Annotated in this window: 14 protein-coding genes; 2 read left to right on the top strand and 12 right to left on the bottom strand. The window is 61.1% G+C overall.

Annotation, left to right across the window (positions count from 1 at the left end; translation table 11 throughout):
• Position 1: 1 nt before the first annotated feature.
• From HJC04_RS14120 to HJC04_RS14095, 6 genes are read right to left on the bottom strand one after another with little or no spacing between them, the layout of a single operon-like run.
• Positions 2-1525: a hypothetical protein gene (locus tag HJC04_RS14120; protein ID WP_259668867.1), complete on the bottom strand. Its 1524-nt coding sequence runs from the start codon at positions 1523-1525 to the stop codon at positions 2-4.
• Between the two features lie 41 nt (positions 1526-1566).
• Positions 1567-3264 carry a hypothetical protein gene (locus HJC04_RS14115; RefSeq protein ID WP_247241705.1) on the bottom strand — a complete coding sequence of 566 codons (1698 nt, stop codon included), beginning with the start codon at positions 3262-3264 and terminating at the stop codon, positions 1567-1569.
• Entirely contained in the window at positions 3198-3947 is a 750-nt protein-coding gene (locus HJC04_RS14110; protein WP_210629973.1) for an SDR family oxidoreductase, read from the bottom strand. Before HJC04_RS14110 ends, HJC04_RS14115 begins: the two co-directional genes overlap by 67 nt.
• On the bottom strand, positions 3944-5266 hold the full coding sequence (locus HJC04_RS14105; protein ID WP_210631565.1) for an FAD-binding oxidoreductase: 1323 nt from the start codon (positions 5264-5266) through the stop codon (positions 3944-3946). The genes HJC04_RS14110 and HJC04_RS14105 overlap by 4 nt, the downstream gene beginning before the upstream one ends.
• Positions 5267-5273: 7 nt before the next feature.
• Entirely contained in the window at positions 5274-5705 is a 432-nt protein-coding gene (locus tag HJC04_RS14100) for a GtrA family protein (protein ID WP_210629972.1), read from the bottom strand.
• 9 nt (positions 5706-5714) lie between these two features.
• Positions 5715-7256 carry a UbiA family prenyltransferase gene (locus HJC04_RS14095; RefSeq protein WP_210629971.1) on the bottom strand — a complete coding sequence of 514 codons (1542 nt, stop codon included), beginning with the start codon at positions 7254-7256 and terminating at the stop codon, positions 5715-5717.
• Positions 7257-7544: 288 nt separating this feature from the next.
• On the opposite strand from HJC04_RS14095, the gene HJC04_RS14090 reads away from it, so the two are divergent.
• On the top strand, positions 7545-7748 hold the full coding sequence (locus HJC04_RS14090; RefSeq protein ID WP_210629970.1) for a hypothetical protein: 204 nt from the start codon (positions 7545-7547) through the stop codon (positions 7746-7748).
• A gap of 335 nt (positions 7749-8083) precedes the next feature.
• The gene (locus HJC04_RS14085; RefSeq protein WP_221146492.1) at positions 8084-9856 is read left to right on the top strand and encodes an SLC13 family permease; all 1773 of its coding nucleotides are present in this window, start codon (positions 8084-8086) and stop codon (positions 9854-9856) included.
• 84 nt (positions 9857-9940) lie between these two features.
• Here the strand turns inward: HJC04_RS14085 and HJC04_RS14080 are convergent, their stop codons facing one another.
• From HJC04_RS14080 to HJC04_RS14055, 6 genes are all read right to left on the bottom strand, one after another.
• On the bottom strand, positions 9941-11110 hold the full coding sequence (locus HJC04_RS14080; RefSeq protein WP_221146491.1) for a M20 aminoacylase family protein: 1170 nt from the start codon (positions 11108-11110) through the stop codon (positions 9941-9943).
• A 92-nt stretch (positions 11111-11202) separates the two neighbouring features.
• On the bottom strand, positions 11203-12708 hold the full coding sequence (locus HJC04_RS14075; protein ID WP_064804722.1) for a tripartite tricarboxylate transporter permease: 1506 nt from the start codon (positions 12706-12708) through the stop codon (positions 11203-11205).
• A gap of 9 nt (positions 12709-12717) precedes the next feature.
• Positions 12718-13179, bottom strand: coding sequence for a tripartite tricarboxylate transporter TctB family protein (locus HJC04_RS14070; protein ID WP_210629967.1), 462 nt, complete (start codon positions 13177-13179; stop codon positions 12718-12720).
• 208 nt (positions 13180-13387) lie between these two features.
• Positions 13388-14371, bottom strand: coding sequence for a tripartite tricarboxylate transporter substrate-binding protein (locus tag HJC04_RS14065; protein WP_210629966.1), 984 nt, complete (start codon positions 14369-14371; stop codon positions 13388-13390).
• 246 nt (positions 14372-14617) lie between these two features.
• Positions 14618-15952: a sigma-54 dependent transcriptional regulator gene (locus tag HJC04_RS14060; RefSeq protein ID WP_210629965.1), complete on the bottom strand. Its 1335-nt coding sequence runs from the start codon at positions 15950-15952 to the stop codon at positions 14618-14620.
• Positions 15949-17823, bottom strand: coding sequence for a sensor histidine kinase (locus HJC04_RS14055; protein WP_259665206.1), 1875 nt, complete (start codon positions 17821-17823; stop codon positions 15949-15951). The genes HJC04_RS14060 and HJC04_RS14055 overlap by 4 nt, the downstream gene beginning before the upstream one ends.
• Positions 17824-17910: the final 87 nt, after the last annotated feature.

Raw genomic sequence — 17910 nt, 5'->3', positions numbered from 1 at the left:
CTCAGAAAGCCTTTCGCCGATAAATGCGCCAATCGGCCGTCTCCCGCACCAGCACATAGTGGCGGGCGATATAGTGGGCATAAAGGTCGCGCAGGCCGTTACCCGTCCAGATTTCGATCGGCCATTTCGGATCGAGGATAAGGTCAACGTCGGCGAACATCTCTTCCGCGGCCGGATGATCATCCGGTCCAAGAGTTCGCCCCCAATGATACCACACGCTGTCGCCCACCGGCGGTGTCAGCCCCAGGCCGGCGGAGAAGGGATTGACGAAATCGAGAACCGCGACGCGCTCGTCAGCAGACATCAGTTGCGACAGGGCAGCCGAAGCGTCAGCCAATGTCCTGTTGTATCTCTCGAAGTATTCGTATTGGCCGGCGCTCCACATCTCAACGAGCCCGATCTCAGAAAACGCCGGCAGCGGGATCGGTTTGCCTCGGCCGCCGGCAGCATAATAGGCATGAATTGCGAGCGATGCAGCGTTGCAGACGGCGGAGGGCAACAACAGGAACCCTAGGAGTAATGGCAGGGCGAACCGCGCCTTCCCGTATCGGGAGAGCAGCTTGGCGCGAAAGAGGCTTTCCGTAATGACGGCGGCGCCCGCACCCAACGTCAGAATCCCGACGGTCTGGAAATTCTGCCCGATCAAGAGGATTCCGGTTGTGCCGCAGAAGGCAACGAAGAGCAAATGCCGATAACTCGGCGTCAGGTTGAGAACGACGAGCACGACCGTCAGATACACAAGAAGGTCGGCGTGATTGTTCCGTACCAAGTGACCGAGGGCGGTCAACGTGAGAACGCCGCCGCTGTTTTTTGCTGAAAGGCCAAGGTCAGCAAGGTAGTTGAACCCGCCGCCCCAGATGATTTCAGTCGCGATAACGCTGAAAGCGACCATCCCGAGCGCCAACCTCACCCAACCGATCTGGCGACGATCGAAAAGCATGAACAAAAGGAAGCCAAGCCCTACGACGCCATAGGTGATCTTGGTGTAGAGCATCAGCAACACAAGGAGACTGGCGCATGCGGCGTCGACGGCCTTGCTACTCCCGGAGGCCGGCAAGCGAGGCAAATACATCACCAGCAGTAAGCCCAGCGACGCCCATCCAATCCGGTTGTAGAACATGGCAAAGGTCAGCTCCCCTATCCGCTCGCCCGGATTTGCGGGAACCGCAGCTATCAAGAGCAGGAAGATCGCAAGCGGCAGTCCGAACGCCATATGCATCCGGCTGCCCACGATTTCCGCGGCGATAGCCGCAAGCAGGAGAACCACTATCGCCATTCCAGCCGGCATCGCGCCGCCCATATTGCCCGACAAGCCATAGCCGGCGGCGGGAATGTAAAATGTCAGCGGCCCGAGTGGCGAATGGAAATCCACATTCGGCACCTGGCCATGTACGATGCGATGAGCACCATCCAGGAAAACGAAGAGGTCGTTGACGTACTTGGTCGTCGCCGTTTGGCCGGGCAGAGCGAGAAGGCAGGCGAGAACGAAACCCGTGCCGAAGATGACAGCCTGCGACCAACTCAACCGTGACGCCGGGCGCGATGCGCCGTCTCCCGCTTGCACAGTCACTTCACCTCGCTTTGCACCTTCGCCTGACGCCACTGGTAGACCGTCCACTCCGATGTCTTCTGAACGACCTCGAACCGAGCCGAAAGAAAGGGGCCGTACAGCTCCTGCAAGGGCAGGCTGTTGATACCGGTTTTAGGCACCATGACGATCTTTACATCCGCAAAGAGCACTTCCGGTGGGATGTAGGCCTTCTCGTTGATATTGCGGTTCCAGTGAAACCAGGCGGAGTCACCGGTAGGCGGGCGAATTCCGAGGCCGGCTGAAAATGGATTGACGAAATCAAGCACAAAAACGCGTTCGGGTAGTACGGGCAACGCCTGCAGCAGCGCCCCCCCGGTTACGATGTCGTCGAGATAGCGCCTTATGAAGTCAGGTTCGCCGCCAGGCGGATCGATTTCCCGAACATCGTCAAAACGTGGCAGCCCGAGCGATTGACCAGCTTTCTCAGCCGCAAGCGATGTATGCAGAATGAGGGCAGCGGCGTGATGTACGATCGGCGGCGACAGGAATAAGGCCGCGAGCAGCGGAAGAGCCCCGGCAGGAAGAGCCAAGCCTCCTGTCCTTCTCCCGTCATCGCCTTGCTGAGGCCAGGCGGCTTTCTGCACCAGAGCGACTGCGCCGCAGTAGAGCGTGATAATGCCCCAGCTGTGGGCGTTCTGATTGATGATCGCCAGGCCGGCGCCTATGCAGAACCCGGAGAAGAGAAAATCGCGGAAGCTGCCGGTTTGCCAGATGGCGACCAAGGCGAAGGCCGCAAACACGATGAGGTCGGAAAGGTTCTCACGCAGGTTCTTCAGGATGCTGGCGACGTCATGGCCGCCGCTGACACGCGCCGCCGCCCGCAGATCCTCTATATGCTGAATGGTTCCGCGCCAGAAGAACTCGATGGCGATCATGGCCAGCCCCGTCAGCAGCAGGGCAGTCACGACCCAGCGGCGCTGCTGCCGATCCAACAGGATGACAAGGAGAAAGGCGGTTCCGGCGAGCCCGTAAGTCGCCTTGATGTAGAATGAGACGAGCAGAAGAAAAACAGCGGCAAGAGCATCGGCGGCATCGTTGCGCCCGCGCGCGGGCTGCGGCGTCAGATACATCACCAGCAGCAAGCCGAGCGCGACCCAACCGATGCGATTATAGAACATCGCGAACGAAGGATACCAGATGGAACTGCCGAGATTGATAGGCGCCGCGAGGATGAGAATGAGGAATATGCCGAGCGCGGCCGCCAATGACGGGTTGAGGCGAGACACAAGAATGCGGATCATTGCGGGGATGAAGGCGACGACAACGATAGCCATTCCAACCGGTATCGCAGCGCCGAAATTCCCCGTCAGTTGGTATCCAGCCGCCGGAAGATAAAAGACGAGTGGCCCGAGCGCCGTGTGGAAATCGCGGTTCGGCACCTGACCGAATGTGATGCGGTGCGCACCGTCGATAAAGACCAGCACGTCATTGATAAAGGCGGCGTTGATGGTCCTTCCCGGCAAGGCAAGCATGGCCGCAGAGACCAATGCTGTCAGGATGATCAAACCTTCCGCCGCGCGCAGCCGCCGTATCCTCGCCGCCGGTCGCTTGCTGGCGCCTGCTCCCGTTCCGATGGCCGCGTACGCGGCGTGATTGCCTGGTTCCGTCACAGCCGCAACCTCTTGAAGATCGGCTCCGGGATTGACCGGATCGCCGTCATCAGCGGTCGCCATATTCGTCTGACATAGACCACGTCCCCGCCTCTGCTTCCCTCGGCGACAGTAAAGATCTTCTGCGCGACCTCCCGAGGTTCGGCGGTGAGAAGCGGCGGGAGCTTCATGCCATGCGTCATGCGTGTCCGAACGAAACCGGGCTTCACGGTGAGCACGCGCACCCCGGACCCGGACAGCCGGTTCCTCAGGCCGGACAAGAAGGCGGTCAGCCCGGCTTTGCCGGCGCCATAGACATAGTTGGACGCGCGTCCGCGATCGCCGGCGACGGAACTAATGCCGACGATGGTTCCGGATCCTCTCGCCGCAAAACGTTCCGCCAGAAGGCCAAGAAGCAAAGCTGGCCCTTCAAAGTTCGTCCGCATGATCATGGCGGCATGCTCAAGTTCCCGTTCGGCGCGAGACTGCTCGCCCAGTTCGCCAACGACGCAGACCGCCGTGTCGGGCAGAGGCGAAACGGCGCCCACGAAATCTTCAAAGCGGCTTGTAGCGAGGATGTCGAGTTCGTGAACTAGGACATTAGCGCCGGTCCGCGCGCTGATGTCGTCGGCCTCGCGTTGTACGGCAGAGCGCTTTCGTCCGGTCAGAAGCACGTCCCATCCCGCCTCGGCATAGATCAGCGCCGTCGCGCGACCGATATCCGATGTCCCGCCTATCAGGAGCAGGGTCTTGCCGATCCCCTTCATATGCCGAGCCTCTTTGCCAAGCGGGAATTAAAGTGACGATCGGCGCCCGTTGCCTTGCGTAGCTCCTTGAACGCAGCCAACCGAGGGTAGCCAGCCTCGAATGTGTGACGTGACTGTCGTGCATCCTTGGCGAGATAGAGCCGCCCTCCTGCCTTGACAACCAGCTCATCGATTTCGTCGAGCAGCCGGAACACCTCCTGCGTGACGGGAAGGTCGAGTGCCAGCGTGTAGCCCGGCGCAGGAAAGGACAGCAGCCCGCTTCCGCCCCCTAGCTTCTTCAGAACGGCAAGAAAGGAGCCTTTTCCCGAACGCGCAAAACGCTCGAGCATGCCGCTCAGGACTGGAAGCGCGTCCTCGGCTGGAACCACGCACTGATGCTGCAGAAAGCCCCGCCTGCCATAAAGCCGGTTCCATTCGAGGATGCCGTCCAGTGGAAAGAAGTATTTATCCCAGTGGACCAGCGAGGTCTTGGCCGCCTTTCGCGCTCCCGCCCGGAAATAGATCTCGTTGAAGGCTGTTACGCTTGTTTTGTTGAGCACCCATTGCGGCAGATCGAATGGCAGTGAAAACATCCCTGCGTTTTTCGCTGCAAAGCGATCTACGCCCGGCATGCCGCCGACCTGGTCCAGCGTCGCGTGTTCGCCGGCAAAGATCAGCGAGCGTCCAAGAGAGGCGCCTTGCGAAAGGCAATCGATCCAGGCGACCGAATAGGTGACATCCTCGGTCTGCTGCAGCGCCTTCAACGCCTCGCCAAGATTTTCCGTGACGATCGTCTTTTGCGCGATCCAGGCGGATTCAATCGGTCTCAAACGGAAAGTCGCTTCCGCGATGATCCCGGTCATACCCATACCACCGACCGTCGCGAAGAAAAGATCGGCGTTGCGCCCGCGGCTACAGGTGAGGGTCTCTCCGCTGGCGACCACCAGCTTGATCTCGCTGACATGGTCACCGAACCCGCCGTCGCGATGATGGTTCTTGCCGTGCACGTCAGAGGCAATCATCCCGCCGACCGTGACATATTTCGTGCCCGGCACCACAGGCGGAAAATAGCCTCTCGGAACAAAAGCGCGCAGAATATCCGAGAGCATTACGCCCCCTTCCACGGTCAGCGTCGCATCGTTCGGATCGAAGCTCCGCATTCGGCTCAGTCCACGGCACATCAGGGTGGAGTGTTCGCCGATCGCCGCGTCACCGTATGAACGCCCATTTCCGCGGCCGATCAGTCCCATGCGAGCGGCCACGGTGCCTGCAAGCGCCTCCGGCCGCTTGCAGTCGATTGCCTGGCTTTCATGGCGCGGATAGCGTCCCCAGCCCTCCATGAGTTTGTTACGCCTCCTCTGGTTTGAAGACGAATTTCCGGTCCAACGCGTATTTGGAAATATAGCCGATCGCCAAGCCGAGCGCTCCGCCGGTGTATTTTGCGAGCTCCGTCTTCCACACCGTCCAAAAAGTAATTTCAAACCCCCAGAATATGAGCGTCGTCAGAACACTGAACAGGCCGTAAAGCGCCACCTTCAGCATCTCGTCGCCGTGCGACGTGTAGCCGTCGAAGAATATCCATTTTTTGTCGAGGAGATATTTCAAGCCGAAGCCGGCAGCGGTCCCTGCGAGCATCGAAGGCATAAGGTTCGGCGACGGCGCCAGCTGCATGACAGTGGCCTGGACCGCGAAGTTGGCGGCGGTGGAGAGCATGGCGAAGGCGAGGTAGCGGGTTGCGAGGCCCGCGGAAGTGCTTCGCTCTGAGGACTGACGAGCCATTCGGCCACCTCACATTGCGGCAATGACAAGTACGCCGGCGACGCCGAGCGTGACGAGGCTGACCTTGTCCTTGATCGCGAAGACGACTGGATCGTCATGCATCTGTCCTCGGTGGGCGAGCATAAGGATGCGGGCAATCCAGCAGGCAAGGATCGGTCCGGCCAACCACAGCATGGCTGGCCTGGTGTAGATGTCTTGGGCACTGTCGCTTGCGGCATAGAGGGCAAATAACGTCAGCGCGTTCATTCCCGCTCCAGCTGCCAGGGCGCCCACCATCCCAATATCCGCCTTCCTGTAGTCGCGGCTCTTGGAATCCGGCAGGTGCGCGGCGCGGCGTGAAATGAGCTCGGTGTATCGCTTCACCAAAGCGAGCGAGAGAAACCAGCTCATCATGAAGGCAAGCAGCCAGGGAGATGGCCACACCGAGACGGCGGCAGCGCCGCCGATCACCCGCGTGGTGTAAAGAGAGGCGAGAGCCACCACGTCCAGGATCATCTTCCGCTTGAGGAAGAACGAGTAGGCGGTGGTCAAGGCGAAATAACCCGCGAGTACGAGCACGAAGACGGGCGACACCATGGCGGCCACCGTAAGCGACAGCAAAAGCAGGATCGGGATTGCCAACAGAGCGTGCAACAGCGGGATCTCGCCACAGGCAAGCGGTCTGCGGCATTTGGTTTTATGACGGCGGTCGTCCTGCAGATCGACCAAGTCGTTCAGGAGATAAACGCCCGAGGCACAAAGCGAAAAAGCCGCCAGAGCCAGGCCGGCATTCGTAAGGCTATGGAGGTCAAAGAGTTGATTTGTCAGTAGCGGGATAAAAACCAACCCGTTCTTGACGTATTGATGCACCCGCAACGAGCGCGTCCAAATCCGCCATGTCGGTCTGTCGTGACTAAGGTGCTCGACGTTGTCGCATTGGCGCGAAAGCTCTCGAGCAACTGCCGCCGATGTCCTTATGGCATAGGACTTTGCGGCGTGGCGCCAGACTGACAAGTCGGCCGGGTCATTGCCGATATAGTCGAAGCCCCCCTCCCCGAAGGCGGCGACGAGCTTTGCCGCCTTCGCCTCGCCGACACAGTTCATCGTCTCGTTCGTTGCAAACCAGCCGGCGAAAAGGCCAAGGTGGTCGGCAACCGTGCAAACCAGGCGTTCGTGGGTTGCAGAAGCGAGGTAAACCGATCGTCCCTCCTCCCGTGCGGCCTTGATGACGTTCAGCACTTCCGCGTCATAGGGAAGAATAGCCGGGTCGAAATCCGCTGGTTGAGAAAGGCGGTGCTTCAGACACGCTTTTCCGGCGGACAGCGAACTGACGAAATCGACGATGGAAAGGGGCCGACGGCTAAGCTCCGAGAAGACAGTTTCGATCAGCAGGTCCGATCGAACGAGGGTGCCGTCGAGATCAACCACTAACGGGCGGGGCGACAGCGGTGTTTGCAGGACCGGTGGGCTGTCCACCGGCAATGCCGCGGGTCCAGGTTGAGGCCACCCGTCCTCCTCGGCTCTCGGCAGAAAATCTCTTCGCAGCTGGAATTCATGGTGCAGCTCGTTCAAAGGATTTCCCTTATGCTTCGAGACCGTGAAAGCCCGCCGAACCACGGCTAAGCAGTTTGGTTCCATCACCAAAATGGGTGAGGTGCTGACGCCTGGGGAAGATTATCAAAGGTTGAGTTTTTCACCACAGACTCAGAACCTTCACGGAAAAATTGCGCCCTCGCCGCGCCATGCCGTCGAGGTCGTGTTCGCGTCCGGCAAATTTTCACGCGTTTTACAAAATCGGATGACACGCTGAGGCGGGAACAAAGCGAGGATGCGCCGGTTCGAAGGACCGTAAAGATTAGAATGAGTGTCGTGATGAATCTGGCTCTGCTTTTCGGTGCGTTGACATTGACATGTTGGATGATGGGAGGAGCTGTTGCAGTGCTGGGCACTGCCGAGCACCCTCGTCATCACCTGCACCAACTCAGCGAATTCGTTTCGTTGGGCTTCAACGTTTTGGGTATCGCATGTGCGATCGCGATGATTGCGCTCGTGATCGCCGCCTGATCTGCATCGTTATGCTCTGATCTGGTCAAAGCTCACAGCTGCAGGATGACATCCTTACACATCGCAAGTCTGTCAGCTCGCTGCACGGTCGATGGGTCGCAGCGTGTCTTCGGCGCCGGTCGAAGGCGAGATTTCAGCCATCATCCTTGGAGAGCTCAGGGGTGGGATGATGCAACTTCATGCTGCAGGTCTGTCGAGGCTACCGCAGATGCTGGATCCGGAGGTTCGAAGCCCCTGAAGTGTGGTGCCGAGGAACTTGCGCAACGTTACAGCGTTTCTGAATATCGTCTTCCGCTCGGTTGTCGGCGACACCCCAGCCTCGTTCCCAGGTCCGCATGACAACACAACAGATAATCGCATTTTCTGTTATCGCTCTCATGATGGCAGTCTTTATTTGGGATCGCTTCCGCTATGATGTTGTCGCGTGTTGTGCGCTTGTATTGGCAGTCGGGACCGGCATTGTGCCACCGGAAAAAGCGTTCTCCGGGTTTTCGGATGACATCGTCATCATCGTTGGCAGCGCGCTGGTCGTCAGCGCGGGCGTAGCGCGCTCCGGCATTGTGGATTCGGCCATTAAGAGATTTTTCCCGAATCTGAACACGCTTTACACGCAGCTTGCGCTCTTGATGATTGCGGTGGCAATGCTTTCTGCTTTCATCAAAAATATCGGCGCGCTTGCCATCATGATGCCGGTCGCCTTCAAGTTCGCGAAAAAATCCGGTGCCTCTCCCTCAAAATACCTGATGCCGATGTCGTTTGCTGCTTTACTTGGCGGATTGATGACGCAGATCGGCACCTCACCCAATATCGTCGTGTCGCGGCTGCGGGAGGAGATGACAGGAGCCTCCTTCACCATGTTCGACTTCACGCCTATGGGCGGTGTTCTCACGGTTGTCGGCATCACCTTTCTCTTGTTCTTCCACTGGTTGGTGCCAAGTCGCACCAAGCAGAACAGCTCGATCGAGGATGCGATCGAAATCAAGAATTACACCAGCGAAGTCGCGATCACGGCCCAGTCAACACTGCTTGAGCAGGCATTGAGTGACCTCCTGAATCTCGGTGATGGTGAGGTCATAGCCACCGCCGTACTGCGTGGCGGTACCCGAATGGCTCCGTTCCCCGATCTCACGCTCCGCTCTGACGACATTGTCCTGCTGGAAGGTCCTTCGGCAGCGATGGACCGGATTGTGTCCCAGGGGAAGTTGAAGCTTTCCGGCAAGCCTCTGGCAGAAGGCGGCCACCCGGAGGCGGACATCATTTCGCTTGAGGCAATCGTTAGTCAGGGATCCTCCCTCGCTGGCCTTTCCGCCAAAGAATTGGCGCTTTCCTATACGCGCGGGGTCAACCTTTTGGCGATTAGCCGGCGCGGTGAACGCCTCAAGGAACGGCTGGGAAGCTTGACCATCAGCACCGGTGATGTGCTCCTTCTGCAAGGCAGCCGGGGAAGCCTGACTGCCCTTCTGCAGGATTTCGGCCTGCTGCCACTCGCCCAGCGAGAGGTGCTGCTCGGCACCCGCCGCCGCGCCTTCATTCCGCTTCTTATCCTGGCGCTCGCGATGGCAACGACCGCGGTCGGTCTCGCGCCGGTTCCGGTGGCCTTCTTCGCAGCCGCCCTGGGCATGGTCGTTTTTCGAGCTGTTCCACTCGCGGATGTCTATAAATCGGTTGATGGACCGATCCTGGTGATGCTCGCGGCCCTTATTCCCGTCTCGGACTCCTTGCGCACCTCCGGCGGCAGCGATTTGATTGCCGGCTGGCTGAGTGGGGCGGCGATGAATCTGCCGGCATGGGGTGCGCTCGGCCTGATTTTGGTGACCGCCATGGCCGTTACGCCCTTCCTCAACAACGCCGCGACGGTCCTTGTCATGGCGCCGATCGCCGCCAGCTTTGCAACGGGTCTAGGCTTCAGACCGGAAGCCTTCCTGATGGCGGTAGCCATTGGCGCGGGTTGCGACTTCCTCACGCCTGTCGGCCATCAATGCAACACGCTCGTCTTCGGTCCCGGCGGTTACAAGTTTTCCGATTATCCGCGTCTCGGCTTGCCGCTGTCGGCGTTGATTATTCTCGTTAGCGTGCCGGCGCTGCTATTTGTCTGGCCCGTCAACTAGTGTGGAACGACGTCTCACTTCCGGAAAGTCGTGCATCACTGCCACAGCGCCGCAAAACAGTGAAAACGGACCAATGGACATCGCTCAAATCTTCAACTCCCCCTCCACCAACGCCACCCAGTAAGCCGCCCCGTATCCAAGCGCCCCATCGTTAAAATCATAAGTCGTGTTGTGGTGTAGCGCGCCGTCAACCGCCGGTCCGTTGCCCAGCCAGACATAACAGCCCGGCGCGTTCTGCGCGAAGAAGGCAAAGTCATCTCCAGCCGTCGACGGCGGAAAACTCCTCCGCACGTTTTCAGCAAAGACGGTGCCGGCGGCGGCAAGCGCCCGTGATGTGGCATCCGCATCATTAACGACAGGCGGTATCCGCCGCTCAAAATGATAGTCGGCCGATACGCCATACATCGCAGCCGTCCCACTCGCCAACCGGGCGATCTCGGTCTCCAGCTGGTCGCGCACCTCAGGCGAATAGGCCCGTGCCGTTCCGCCGATCTCCACAATATCGGGAATGACGTTCAACGCCTTCGTATCGCCCGCCTGCAGGAAGCAGGCGCTGACGACCGCCGGCTGCAGCGGGTCGACAACACGGCCGACGATCGTCTGCAGCGATGACAGGAAAGTACCGGCTGCCGTGATCGGATCGCGGCCGAGATGCGGCTTGGCGCCGTGCGTGCCGACGCCGCGAAAGGTGATGCGCCAGCTGTCGGAGGAGGCGAGCTGCGGTCCCTCGACGACGGCGATCTCGTCGACCGCAAGCCCCGGCATATTGTGCAGGCCATAGACGGCATCGCAGGGGAAAAGCCGGAAGAGCCCCTCCTCGACCATGCGCTTCGCCCCGCCGCGGCCCTCTTCGGCCGGCTGGAAGATGAAATGCACGGTGCCGGAAAAATTCAGCGTCGCCGCCAGATGCCGCGCGGCGCCAAGCAGCATTGCCGTATGGCCGTCATGGCCGCAGGCATGCATCTTTCCCGGTACGGTCGATTTATAGGGCCGCTCCGCCATCTCAGGCATGGCGAGCGCATCCATATCGGCTCTCAACCCGATCCTGCGCCTGCCGTTGCCGACTTGCAGGGTGCCGACCACGCCGGTGCCGCCAAGCCCGCGATGCACGGCGATGCCGGCCTCCTCGAGAAGCTTTGCGGCGATACCGGCGGTGCGCTCCTCCTCGAAACCGAGTTCCGGATGCGCGTGCAGATCGCGGCGCAAGGCGGTGAGGAACGGCAGATCGTCCTTGATCCGGGCAGGAATGCTCATGGGCCTGGATATCCCTCCATGTGAAACGGGCGCCCGAACGGCGCCCGCGTCAGATCATTCGTTGTTCATCAAACAACTCGCGAGTTCAACCCTCAAGCTTCTTCGACGAACACCTCCTCGCGCTTCTTCCTGACGCTCGGCAGGAAGACGACGATCAGTACGGCGACCGCGATTGCCAGAAGCGTGGCGCTGATCGGCCGCGTGATGAAGGTGCTGGGGTCACCGCGCGACAGGATCATGGCGCGTCTGAGGTTCTCTTCCAGCAGCGGCCCGAGCACGAAACCGAGCAGCAGCGGCGCCGGCTCGCAGCGCAGCTTTGCCAGCACGTAGCCGATGAGGCCGAAGAAGGCGACGGCATAGAGGTCGTAGACGTTGGAATTGACGCTGTAGACCCCGATCGAGCAGAAGGCCATGATGATGGGGAAGAGTACGTAATAAGGCACCGTCAAAAGCTTCACCCAGAGCCCGATCAGCGGCAGGTTGAGGATGACGAGCATCAGATTGCCGATCCACATCGAGGCGATGATGCCCCAGAACAGCGCCGGCTGCTCGGTGGCGACGTTCGGGCCCGGCACGATGCCCTGGATGATCATCGCGCCGATCATCAGAGCCATGACGGGATTGGCCGGAATACCGAGCGTCAGCAGCGGAATGAATGAGGTCTGCGCTCCGGCATTATTGGCCGATTCCGGCCCTGCGACGCCGGCGACCGCGCCTTGGCCGAATTCCTTCGGCGTCTTCGACAAGCGCTTTTCCACCGTATAGGAGGCGAAGGAAGCGAGGATCGCCCCACCACCGGGCAGGATGCCGAGCGCCGAACCGATCGCGGTGCCGCGGATGATGGGCGCAATCATCTCCTTGAATTCCTGGCGCGAAGGCAAGAGACCCGATACCTTGGCCATCAGCACCGTGCGTGTCGACTCTCCCTCGAGATTGCGCAGGATTTCAGCGACGCCGAAGACGCCGACGGCGAGCGCCACGAAATTCAGGCCGTCCGCATATTCACGGATTCCGAGCGTGAAACGCGGCGTGCCGGTATAGATATCGGTGCCGACAAGGCCGAGCAGCAGCCCGAGCGCCACCATCGCCAGCGCCTTGACGACCGAGCCGTGCGCCAGCGCGATCGAGGAAACGAGGCCGACGATCATCAACGAGAAATATTCAGCCGATCCGAATTGCAGTGCGATGTCGGTCAGCGGCGGCGCGAAGACCGCAACGAGAAAGGTCGAGACCGTTCCGGCGAAGAACGAGCCGAGGGCCGCGATCGCCAGCGCCGCCCCCGCCCTGCCCTTGCGCGCCATCTGGTAGCCGTCGATCGCGGTGACGGCAGAGGAGGATTCGCCCGGCATGTTGATGAGGATCGCCGTTGTCGAGCCGCCATATTGCGCGCCATAATAGATGCCGGCGAGCATGATGAGCGAGGAGACCGGCTCGAGCTGGAAGGTGATCGGCAAGAGCATGGCGATCGTCGCCGTGGCGCCGATGCCGGGCAGCACGCCGATCAGCGTGCCGAGCAGCACGCCGATCAGGCAGAAGAGAAGATTGTCGAACGTTGCCGCCGTCGCAAAGCCGAGCGCGAGATTGCTGAAAAGATCCACCATCGCCTCCTAGAACCGGACCCAGGGGCCGAAGCGTTCGAACGGCAGTCCGAGCCCATAGCTGAAGACGGCGACCGAAAAGATTGTCAGCAGCAGCGACAGGATGACCGCGAATACCAGGTTCATCTTGCGCGACGCAAAGCAGGCGATGAAGGCTGTGAAGAACAGCGCCGGCGCAAATCCAAGCCCGCGCACCGTCAATCCGAAGAAGACGGGAGCCGGCAGAATGAAGAGCATGCCGCGCCAGGCGAAGGGATCGACCGGCTCCCCCTCCACACGCAGCGCCTGAAAGAAGATGATCGCGCCGAGAAGTATCAGTGCGCAGGCAAGGATAAACGGGAAATAACCGGGACCCATCCGCAAAGCCGTACCCAGGTCGAGCCCGACCGACTGATAGGCAAAGAAAGTGCCGGTCGCGACGAAAAGCGCGCCGCAGATCGCATTGGTGCTATCGAGACTGATGGATTTCATAGTGTCTCCTGGAGTTGGAGATGGTTCACGTGACGCGCTGCTGCCGCGATTGCCGCTCATCCGCCTGCCGGCACCTTCTCCCCGCTTGCGGGGAGAAGGGAACATGCCGCAAGCCTCTCGCCTTTTCCGCAATTGCTCAGGGCAGGTCCCCTCTCCCCGTTTTCGGGGAGAGGGTTATGATGAGGGGCTATTCCTGGCACATCCCTCACTAGTCCGCGTATTCCCCGGCGGCCTCGATCACCGGCTTCCAGCGGGCGATTTCGCTTTCGAGCTTGGCTTTCAAAGCAGCAGGCGTTGCATCTGCATCGGAGGACGGCGCCGTGCCGAGTTCGGCGAAGCGGGCGCCGACATTCGGATCCTTCAGCGCCAGCTGCAGCGACTTCGACAGGCGTTCGTTAATCGCGGCCGGCGTACCCTTCGGCGTGTAGATGCCGTGCCAGATGCCGACTTCGAAGCCCGGCAGGCCAGCTTCGACAGCCGTCGGTACATCCTTCAGCACGTCGAGGCGCTTCGGCGAAGTCACCGCATAGGCCTTGATCGTGCCGCCCTTAATCTGTTTCGTGGTGTTGGTGGTCTGGTCGCACATAATATCAACCTGGCCGCCGAGCAGATCCGTCATCGCCGGGCCGGTTCCTTTGTAAGGAACGGTCGTGAGCTGCGTCTGAATGGCGCTCATGAACATCATGCCGCAGAGATGCGAAGCCGCACCGATACCGGCATTGGCGACGGTGACCTTGTCCTTGTTGGCCTTGACGTAATCGATCAGGCCCTTGAGATCGGTCGGCTCGAAATCCTTGCGCGCGACAATCGTCATCGGCACCTCGGTGACAAGGCCGACATACTCGAAGGCGCCGAGCGTGTCGTAGGCGAGCTTGCGATAGAGCGTGGCGCTTGTCGCCATGCCGATATGGTGCAAAAGAATGGTGTAGCCATCGGGGTCAGCGTTCGCCACCCGGCCGGCGCCGAGCGTGCCGCCGGCACCGCCGACATTTTCGACGACGATCTGCTGACCGAGATCCTTCGACATCGATTCAGCCACCAGCCGCGCGACGGTATCGGTCGGGCCGCCCGCCGCAAAGGGGACGACCATGGTGATGGTGCGCTCGGGATAGGTCTGCGCCGATGCGACACCGGCGAGAAGAGAAACCGCGGCAGCCGCGGTCAGGCCGAGCACGGCCTTCAGGATTTTCATCGTTTCCTCCCTGATGAAACAGCAAGCCCGCCGACACATCCTCCGCGCCGGGGATGACCTATTTGCCGCCGGGAGAAATCGAGCCGCAATCACTACCGTCGCTTCCGCAAGATGATTCTGCGGCAGTGCAATGCAGCATGGGTCGATTTGGAAACAAACGGCATGGGTGATGGGTGGATTTCCACCCAACGCGCAACGTTCCAGGGCTGCGGCACCGTTGCCCCGGAGAATCACCGGAACCCGAACTCAGCTTTCGGTGGTCAGTATCCGCTTATCGAGGCCGTATTTTTGCATCTTTTCGTACAGGGTCTTGCGGGAGATGCCGAGGGATTCATAAACCGGCCTGAGGCTGCCGCCATGCGCCACCAGCGCGCTGGCGATAATCCCTCGCTCGAATTCGGCAACCCGCTCCGCAAGCCCGGTTGCCTCCTCGGTCTGCCGTCCACCATTGTCGAGCCCAAGGACCAGACGGTCGGCGGCATTCCTCAACTCACGCACATTGCCGGGCCAGTCGCGCTGGGCGATGTCGGAGATCACCTCCGGCAGCACGGCCACCTCGTCGCGGCCGTAGCGGGCGGCCGCTTCCCGCACCAGCTGCAGGAAGAGCAGCGGAACGTCTGCCCGCCGCTGCGATAGCGACGGCACATGCAGCGTTGCGACGTTCAGTCGGTAGAGGAGATCGGCGCGGAAGCGGCCAGCGGCTACCTCCGCCTCCAGATCCACCTTGCTCGTCGCGATGAAGCGCACGTCGAGCGGCACGACCTCGTTCGATCCGAGCCTGGAGATCACCCGCTCCTGCAACACCCGCAGGAACTTCGCCTGCAGGTCGAAGGGCATCGAGCCGATCTCGTCGAGCAGGATGGTGCCGCCGCGCCCATGTTCGAACTTGCCGTAACGCGGCCTGACAGCGCCGGGAAAGGCGCCGGCCTCATGGCCGAAGAGCTCGCTCTCGATCAGGTTCGCCGGCAGGGCGGCACAATTGATCGCAATGAACGGCCGGCTCGCCCGGGCGCTGATATCGTGAAGTGCACGCGCCACGACCTCCTTGCCCGCCCCGGTCTCGCCGACGATGAGCGTATCGGCATCGCTGGCGCCGATTGCGCGGATGCGGTAGCGCAGATCCACCATTACCTGGGTGCGCCCCGGCAGCCGCGCCTCGATATCGTCGCGTTTGCCGGCGACCGCCTTCAGCAGCCGGTTCTCAAGCACGAGACCGCGCCGCTCCATCGCCCGGCGAATGACGCCGGCGAGCATTTCAGTCGTGAACGGCTTCTCGATGAAATCATAGGCGCCTTCACGCATCGCCTTGACCGCTAGCTGTACATCGCCGTGGCCGGTGACGAGGATAACGGGCACCTCCTGATCGATTTCACGAATCTTCTGCATCAAAGTCATGCCGTCCATGCCGGGCATGCGGATATCGCTGACGACGACGCCGGGAAAACTGTAGCCGATCAGTTCCAGCACATGATCGCCGCTCGAAAAAGTTTCGACGCTGAAGCCGGAGAGCTCCAGCGCCTGCGCCGTCGAGCGGCGCAGTTCCTCCTCGTCGTCGACAAGCAGGATCTTGGCTTCGTTCATTCGGCTGCCTCCGGCATCAGCCCAGCCGCCGATTGCAGCTCGACGCGGAACACCGCGCCCCCTTCAGGATGATTGGCGGCAGTCAGGCTGCCGCCGAAATCCTTGATGATATTGTAGGAGATCGAAAGCCCGAGGCCGAGCCCCTTGCCCACACCCTTGGTCGTGAAGAAGGGGTCGAAGATGCGCTCGGCGATTGCCGCCGGCACCCCGGGTCCGTGATCGCGCACCGTCAGCACCACCTTGCCGGCCGCCTCGAAGGCCGAAACCTCGATGCGCCTGTCATCCAGTCCTTCAACCGCATCGGCCGCATTGGAGATCACATTCACCAGCACCTGCTGCAGCCGTACCGAACCGGCGCGCACCACCGGCGGCCGCGTTCCGAGATCGAGCCGGAGCTCGGCGTCCGCCGCCTTCAGCCGCCAGGCGATGATCTCCAGCGTGTCGCGCATCGCCTCGTCGAGGGGGACCGGCCCGAGCTTCTCATTCGGTTTGCGGGCGAAGTTGCGCAGGTGCCGGCTGATCGAGGCCATGCGGTCGATCAGCCCGCCGATCCGCCTTATATTGTCGCGCGCCTCCTCCGTTCGCCCTCGATCGATCAGAACGGCAGCGCTGTCCGTATAGGTCTTGGCGGCGGCGAGCGGCTGATTGAATTCATGCGAAAGGGCAGCCGACATCTGCCCGAGCCCGGCGAGTTTGCCCGCCTGGATGAGATCGGCCTGGGTCTGGCGAAGCTGCTGCTCGGTCAACCGCCGCTCGGCGATCTCCTCCTCGATGCGGCTGTTGACGCGGGCAAGATCCGCCGTGCGCTCCTCCACCCGCCGCTCCAGCTCGCCCCGCGCTTCGGCCTGCATCAACATGCGCTCGGCAAGCCGCGCCCGCCGCTGGCGAATGACCGCCACAGCAAGGCCTGCGATGCAAAGGATGAGAAAGACGGCGACAAGCGCGGTGCGCGCCTGGGCGCGGATGGAACTCGTCTCCATCAGCACATTCACCGTCCAGTCCTCGGCCGGCATATAATGCGACAGCACCAGATACTCGCTTGCGCCCCGATCGCTCGCAAGCGTCATCAGATCATGCGGCTCGAAGCGATGACGCGTCACCGGCAGCGCCGTCAGCTTCGCATTGGCATAGCGCCGCGACGCCTCGGTGCGGGCGATACGGTCGGCCGTCAGCGGCAGGATCGCGCCATAGAGCCATTCCGGGCTGCCGGACATGAAGATGATGCCCTCGGGATCGGAGACGAAGATCTTGTATTCGCCGCCGCTCCAGGAGGATTCGATCATGTCGATATCGACCTTGAAGACGATGACACCGCGAATATCCGCGCCGACCCTGATCGGGGCAGAGAAATAGTAGCCGCGCTTTAGCGATGTGGTGCCGAGAGCATAAAACCGCGCCTGCCGGCCTTCGATCGCCTCCTGGAAATAAGGCCGGTAATTGAAATTCTGGCCGACGAAGCTCCCCGGTCCATCGTAATTGCTCGCCGCGATCGTCTCCCCGTCCGGCTTCACCACATAGATGTCGGAAGATTTTAAGAGCCCGTTGATCTCCTTGAGATAGAGATTGGCCGCATCACGCAGTGCCATGTCGTCGGGCGCGCTGACCAGTTCCTTGATATCGTCGTGATCGGCGATCAGCGCCGGCAGCGCCTCGTAGCGGTTGAGGTGGCCGCTGAGCGCCGAGACGGCAAGGCGTAGCGCCGTTCCCGCCTGAGCGGAAGCCTCCTCCATATAGGCGCGCGTCGCAATCGCGCTTCCATAGGTGAAGAAGGCGAAGATGACGAGCGGCACCAGCAGCAGCGCCGCGGTAGCACGATATCTCGAAGACAGATCCGGCTCCTCCCTTTCTGCCTTCACTCCCCAGCAAGGCATGCCCGACGGCTCAGTCTAATGAGGCAAGCGAAGATTTCCAAGAGCTCGCCGAAACTTGACACTCGGCAGGGACGGATGTCCTATTGC

The organism is Rhizobium sp. NLR8a (assembly GCF_019685235.1).
In the GTDB taxonomy this organism is placed as follows: domain Bacteria; phylum Pseudomonadota; class Alphaproteobacteria; order Rhizobiales; family Rhizobiaceae; genus Rhizobium.
Note: the sequence above shows the minus strand (reverse complement) of the source record. Positions and strands in the feature narration are given on the sequence as shown.

What these genes read in the sequence shown, in the direction of transcription:
- HJC04_RS14105 (WP_210631565.1), bottom strand. Translation starts at nt 5,266, where the DNA reads ATGGAGGGCTGGGGACGCTATCCGCGCCATGAAAGCCAGGCAATCGAC.
- HJC04_RS14080 (WP_221146491.1), bottom strand. Translation starts at nt 11,110, where the DNA reads ATGAGCATTCCTGCCCGGATCAAGGACGATCTGCCGTTCCTCACCGCC.
- HJC04_RS14055 (WP_259665206.1), bottom strand. Translation starts at nt 17,823, where the DNA reads ATGCCTTGCTGGGGAGTGAAGGCAGAAAGGGAGGAGCCGGATCTGTCT.
- HJC04_RS14110 (WP_210629973.1), bottom strand. Translation starts at nt 3,947, where the DNA reads ATGAAGGGGATCGGCAAGACCCTGCTCCTGATAGGCGGGACATCGGAT.
- HJC04_RS14085 (WP_221146492.1), top strand. Translation starts at nt 8,084, where the DNA reads ATGACAACACAACAGATAATCGCATTTTCTGTTATCGCTCTCATGATG.
- HJC04_RS14115 (WP_247241705.1), bottom strand. Translation starts at nt 3,264, where the DNA reads ATGGCGACCGCTGATGACGGCGATCCGGTCAATCCCGGAGCCGATCTT.
- HJC04_RS14060 (WP_210629965.1), bottom strand. Translation starts at nt 15,952, where the DNA reads ATGAACGAAGCCAAGATCCTGCTTGTCGACGACGAGGAGGAACTGCGC.
- HJC04_RS14090 (WP_210629970.1), top strand. Translation starts at nt 7,545, where the DNA reads ATGAGTGTCGTGATGAATCTGGCTCTGCTTTTCGGTGCGTTGACATTG.
- HJC04_RS14065 (WP_210629966.1), bottom strand. Translation starts at nt 14,371, where the DNA reads ATGAAAATCCTGAAGGCCGTGCTCGGCCTGACCGCGGCTGCCGCGGTT.
- HJC04_RS14070 (WP_210629967.1), bottom strand. Translation starts at nt 13,179, where the DNA reads ATGAAATCCATCAGTCTCGATAGCACCAATGCGATCTGCGGCGCGCTT.
- HJC04_RS14100 (WP_210629972.1), bottom strand. Translation starts at nt 5,705, where the DNA reads ATGGCTCGTCAGTCCTCAGAGCGAAGCACTTCCGCGGGCCTCGCAACC.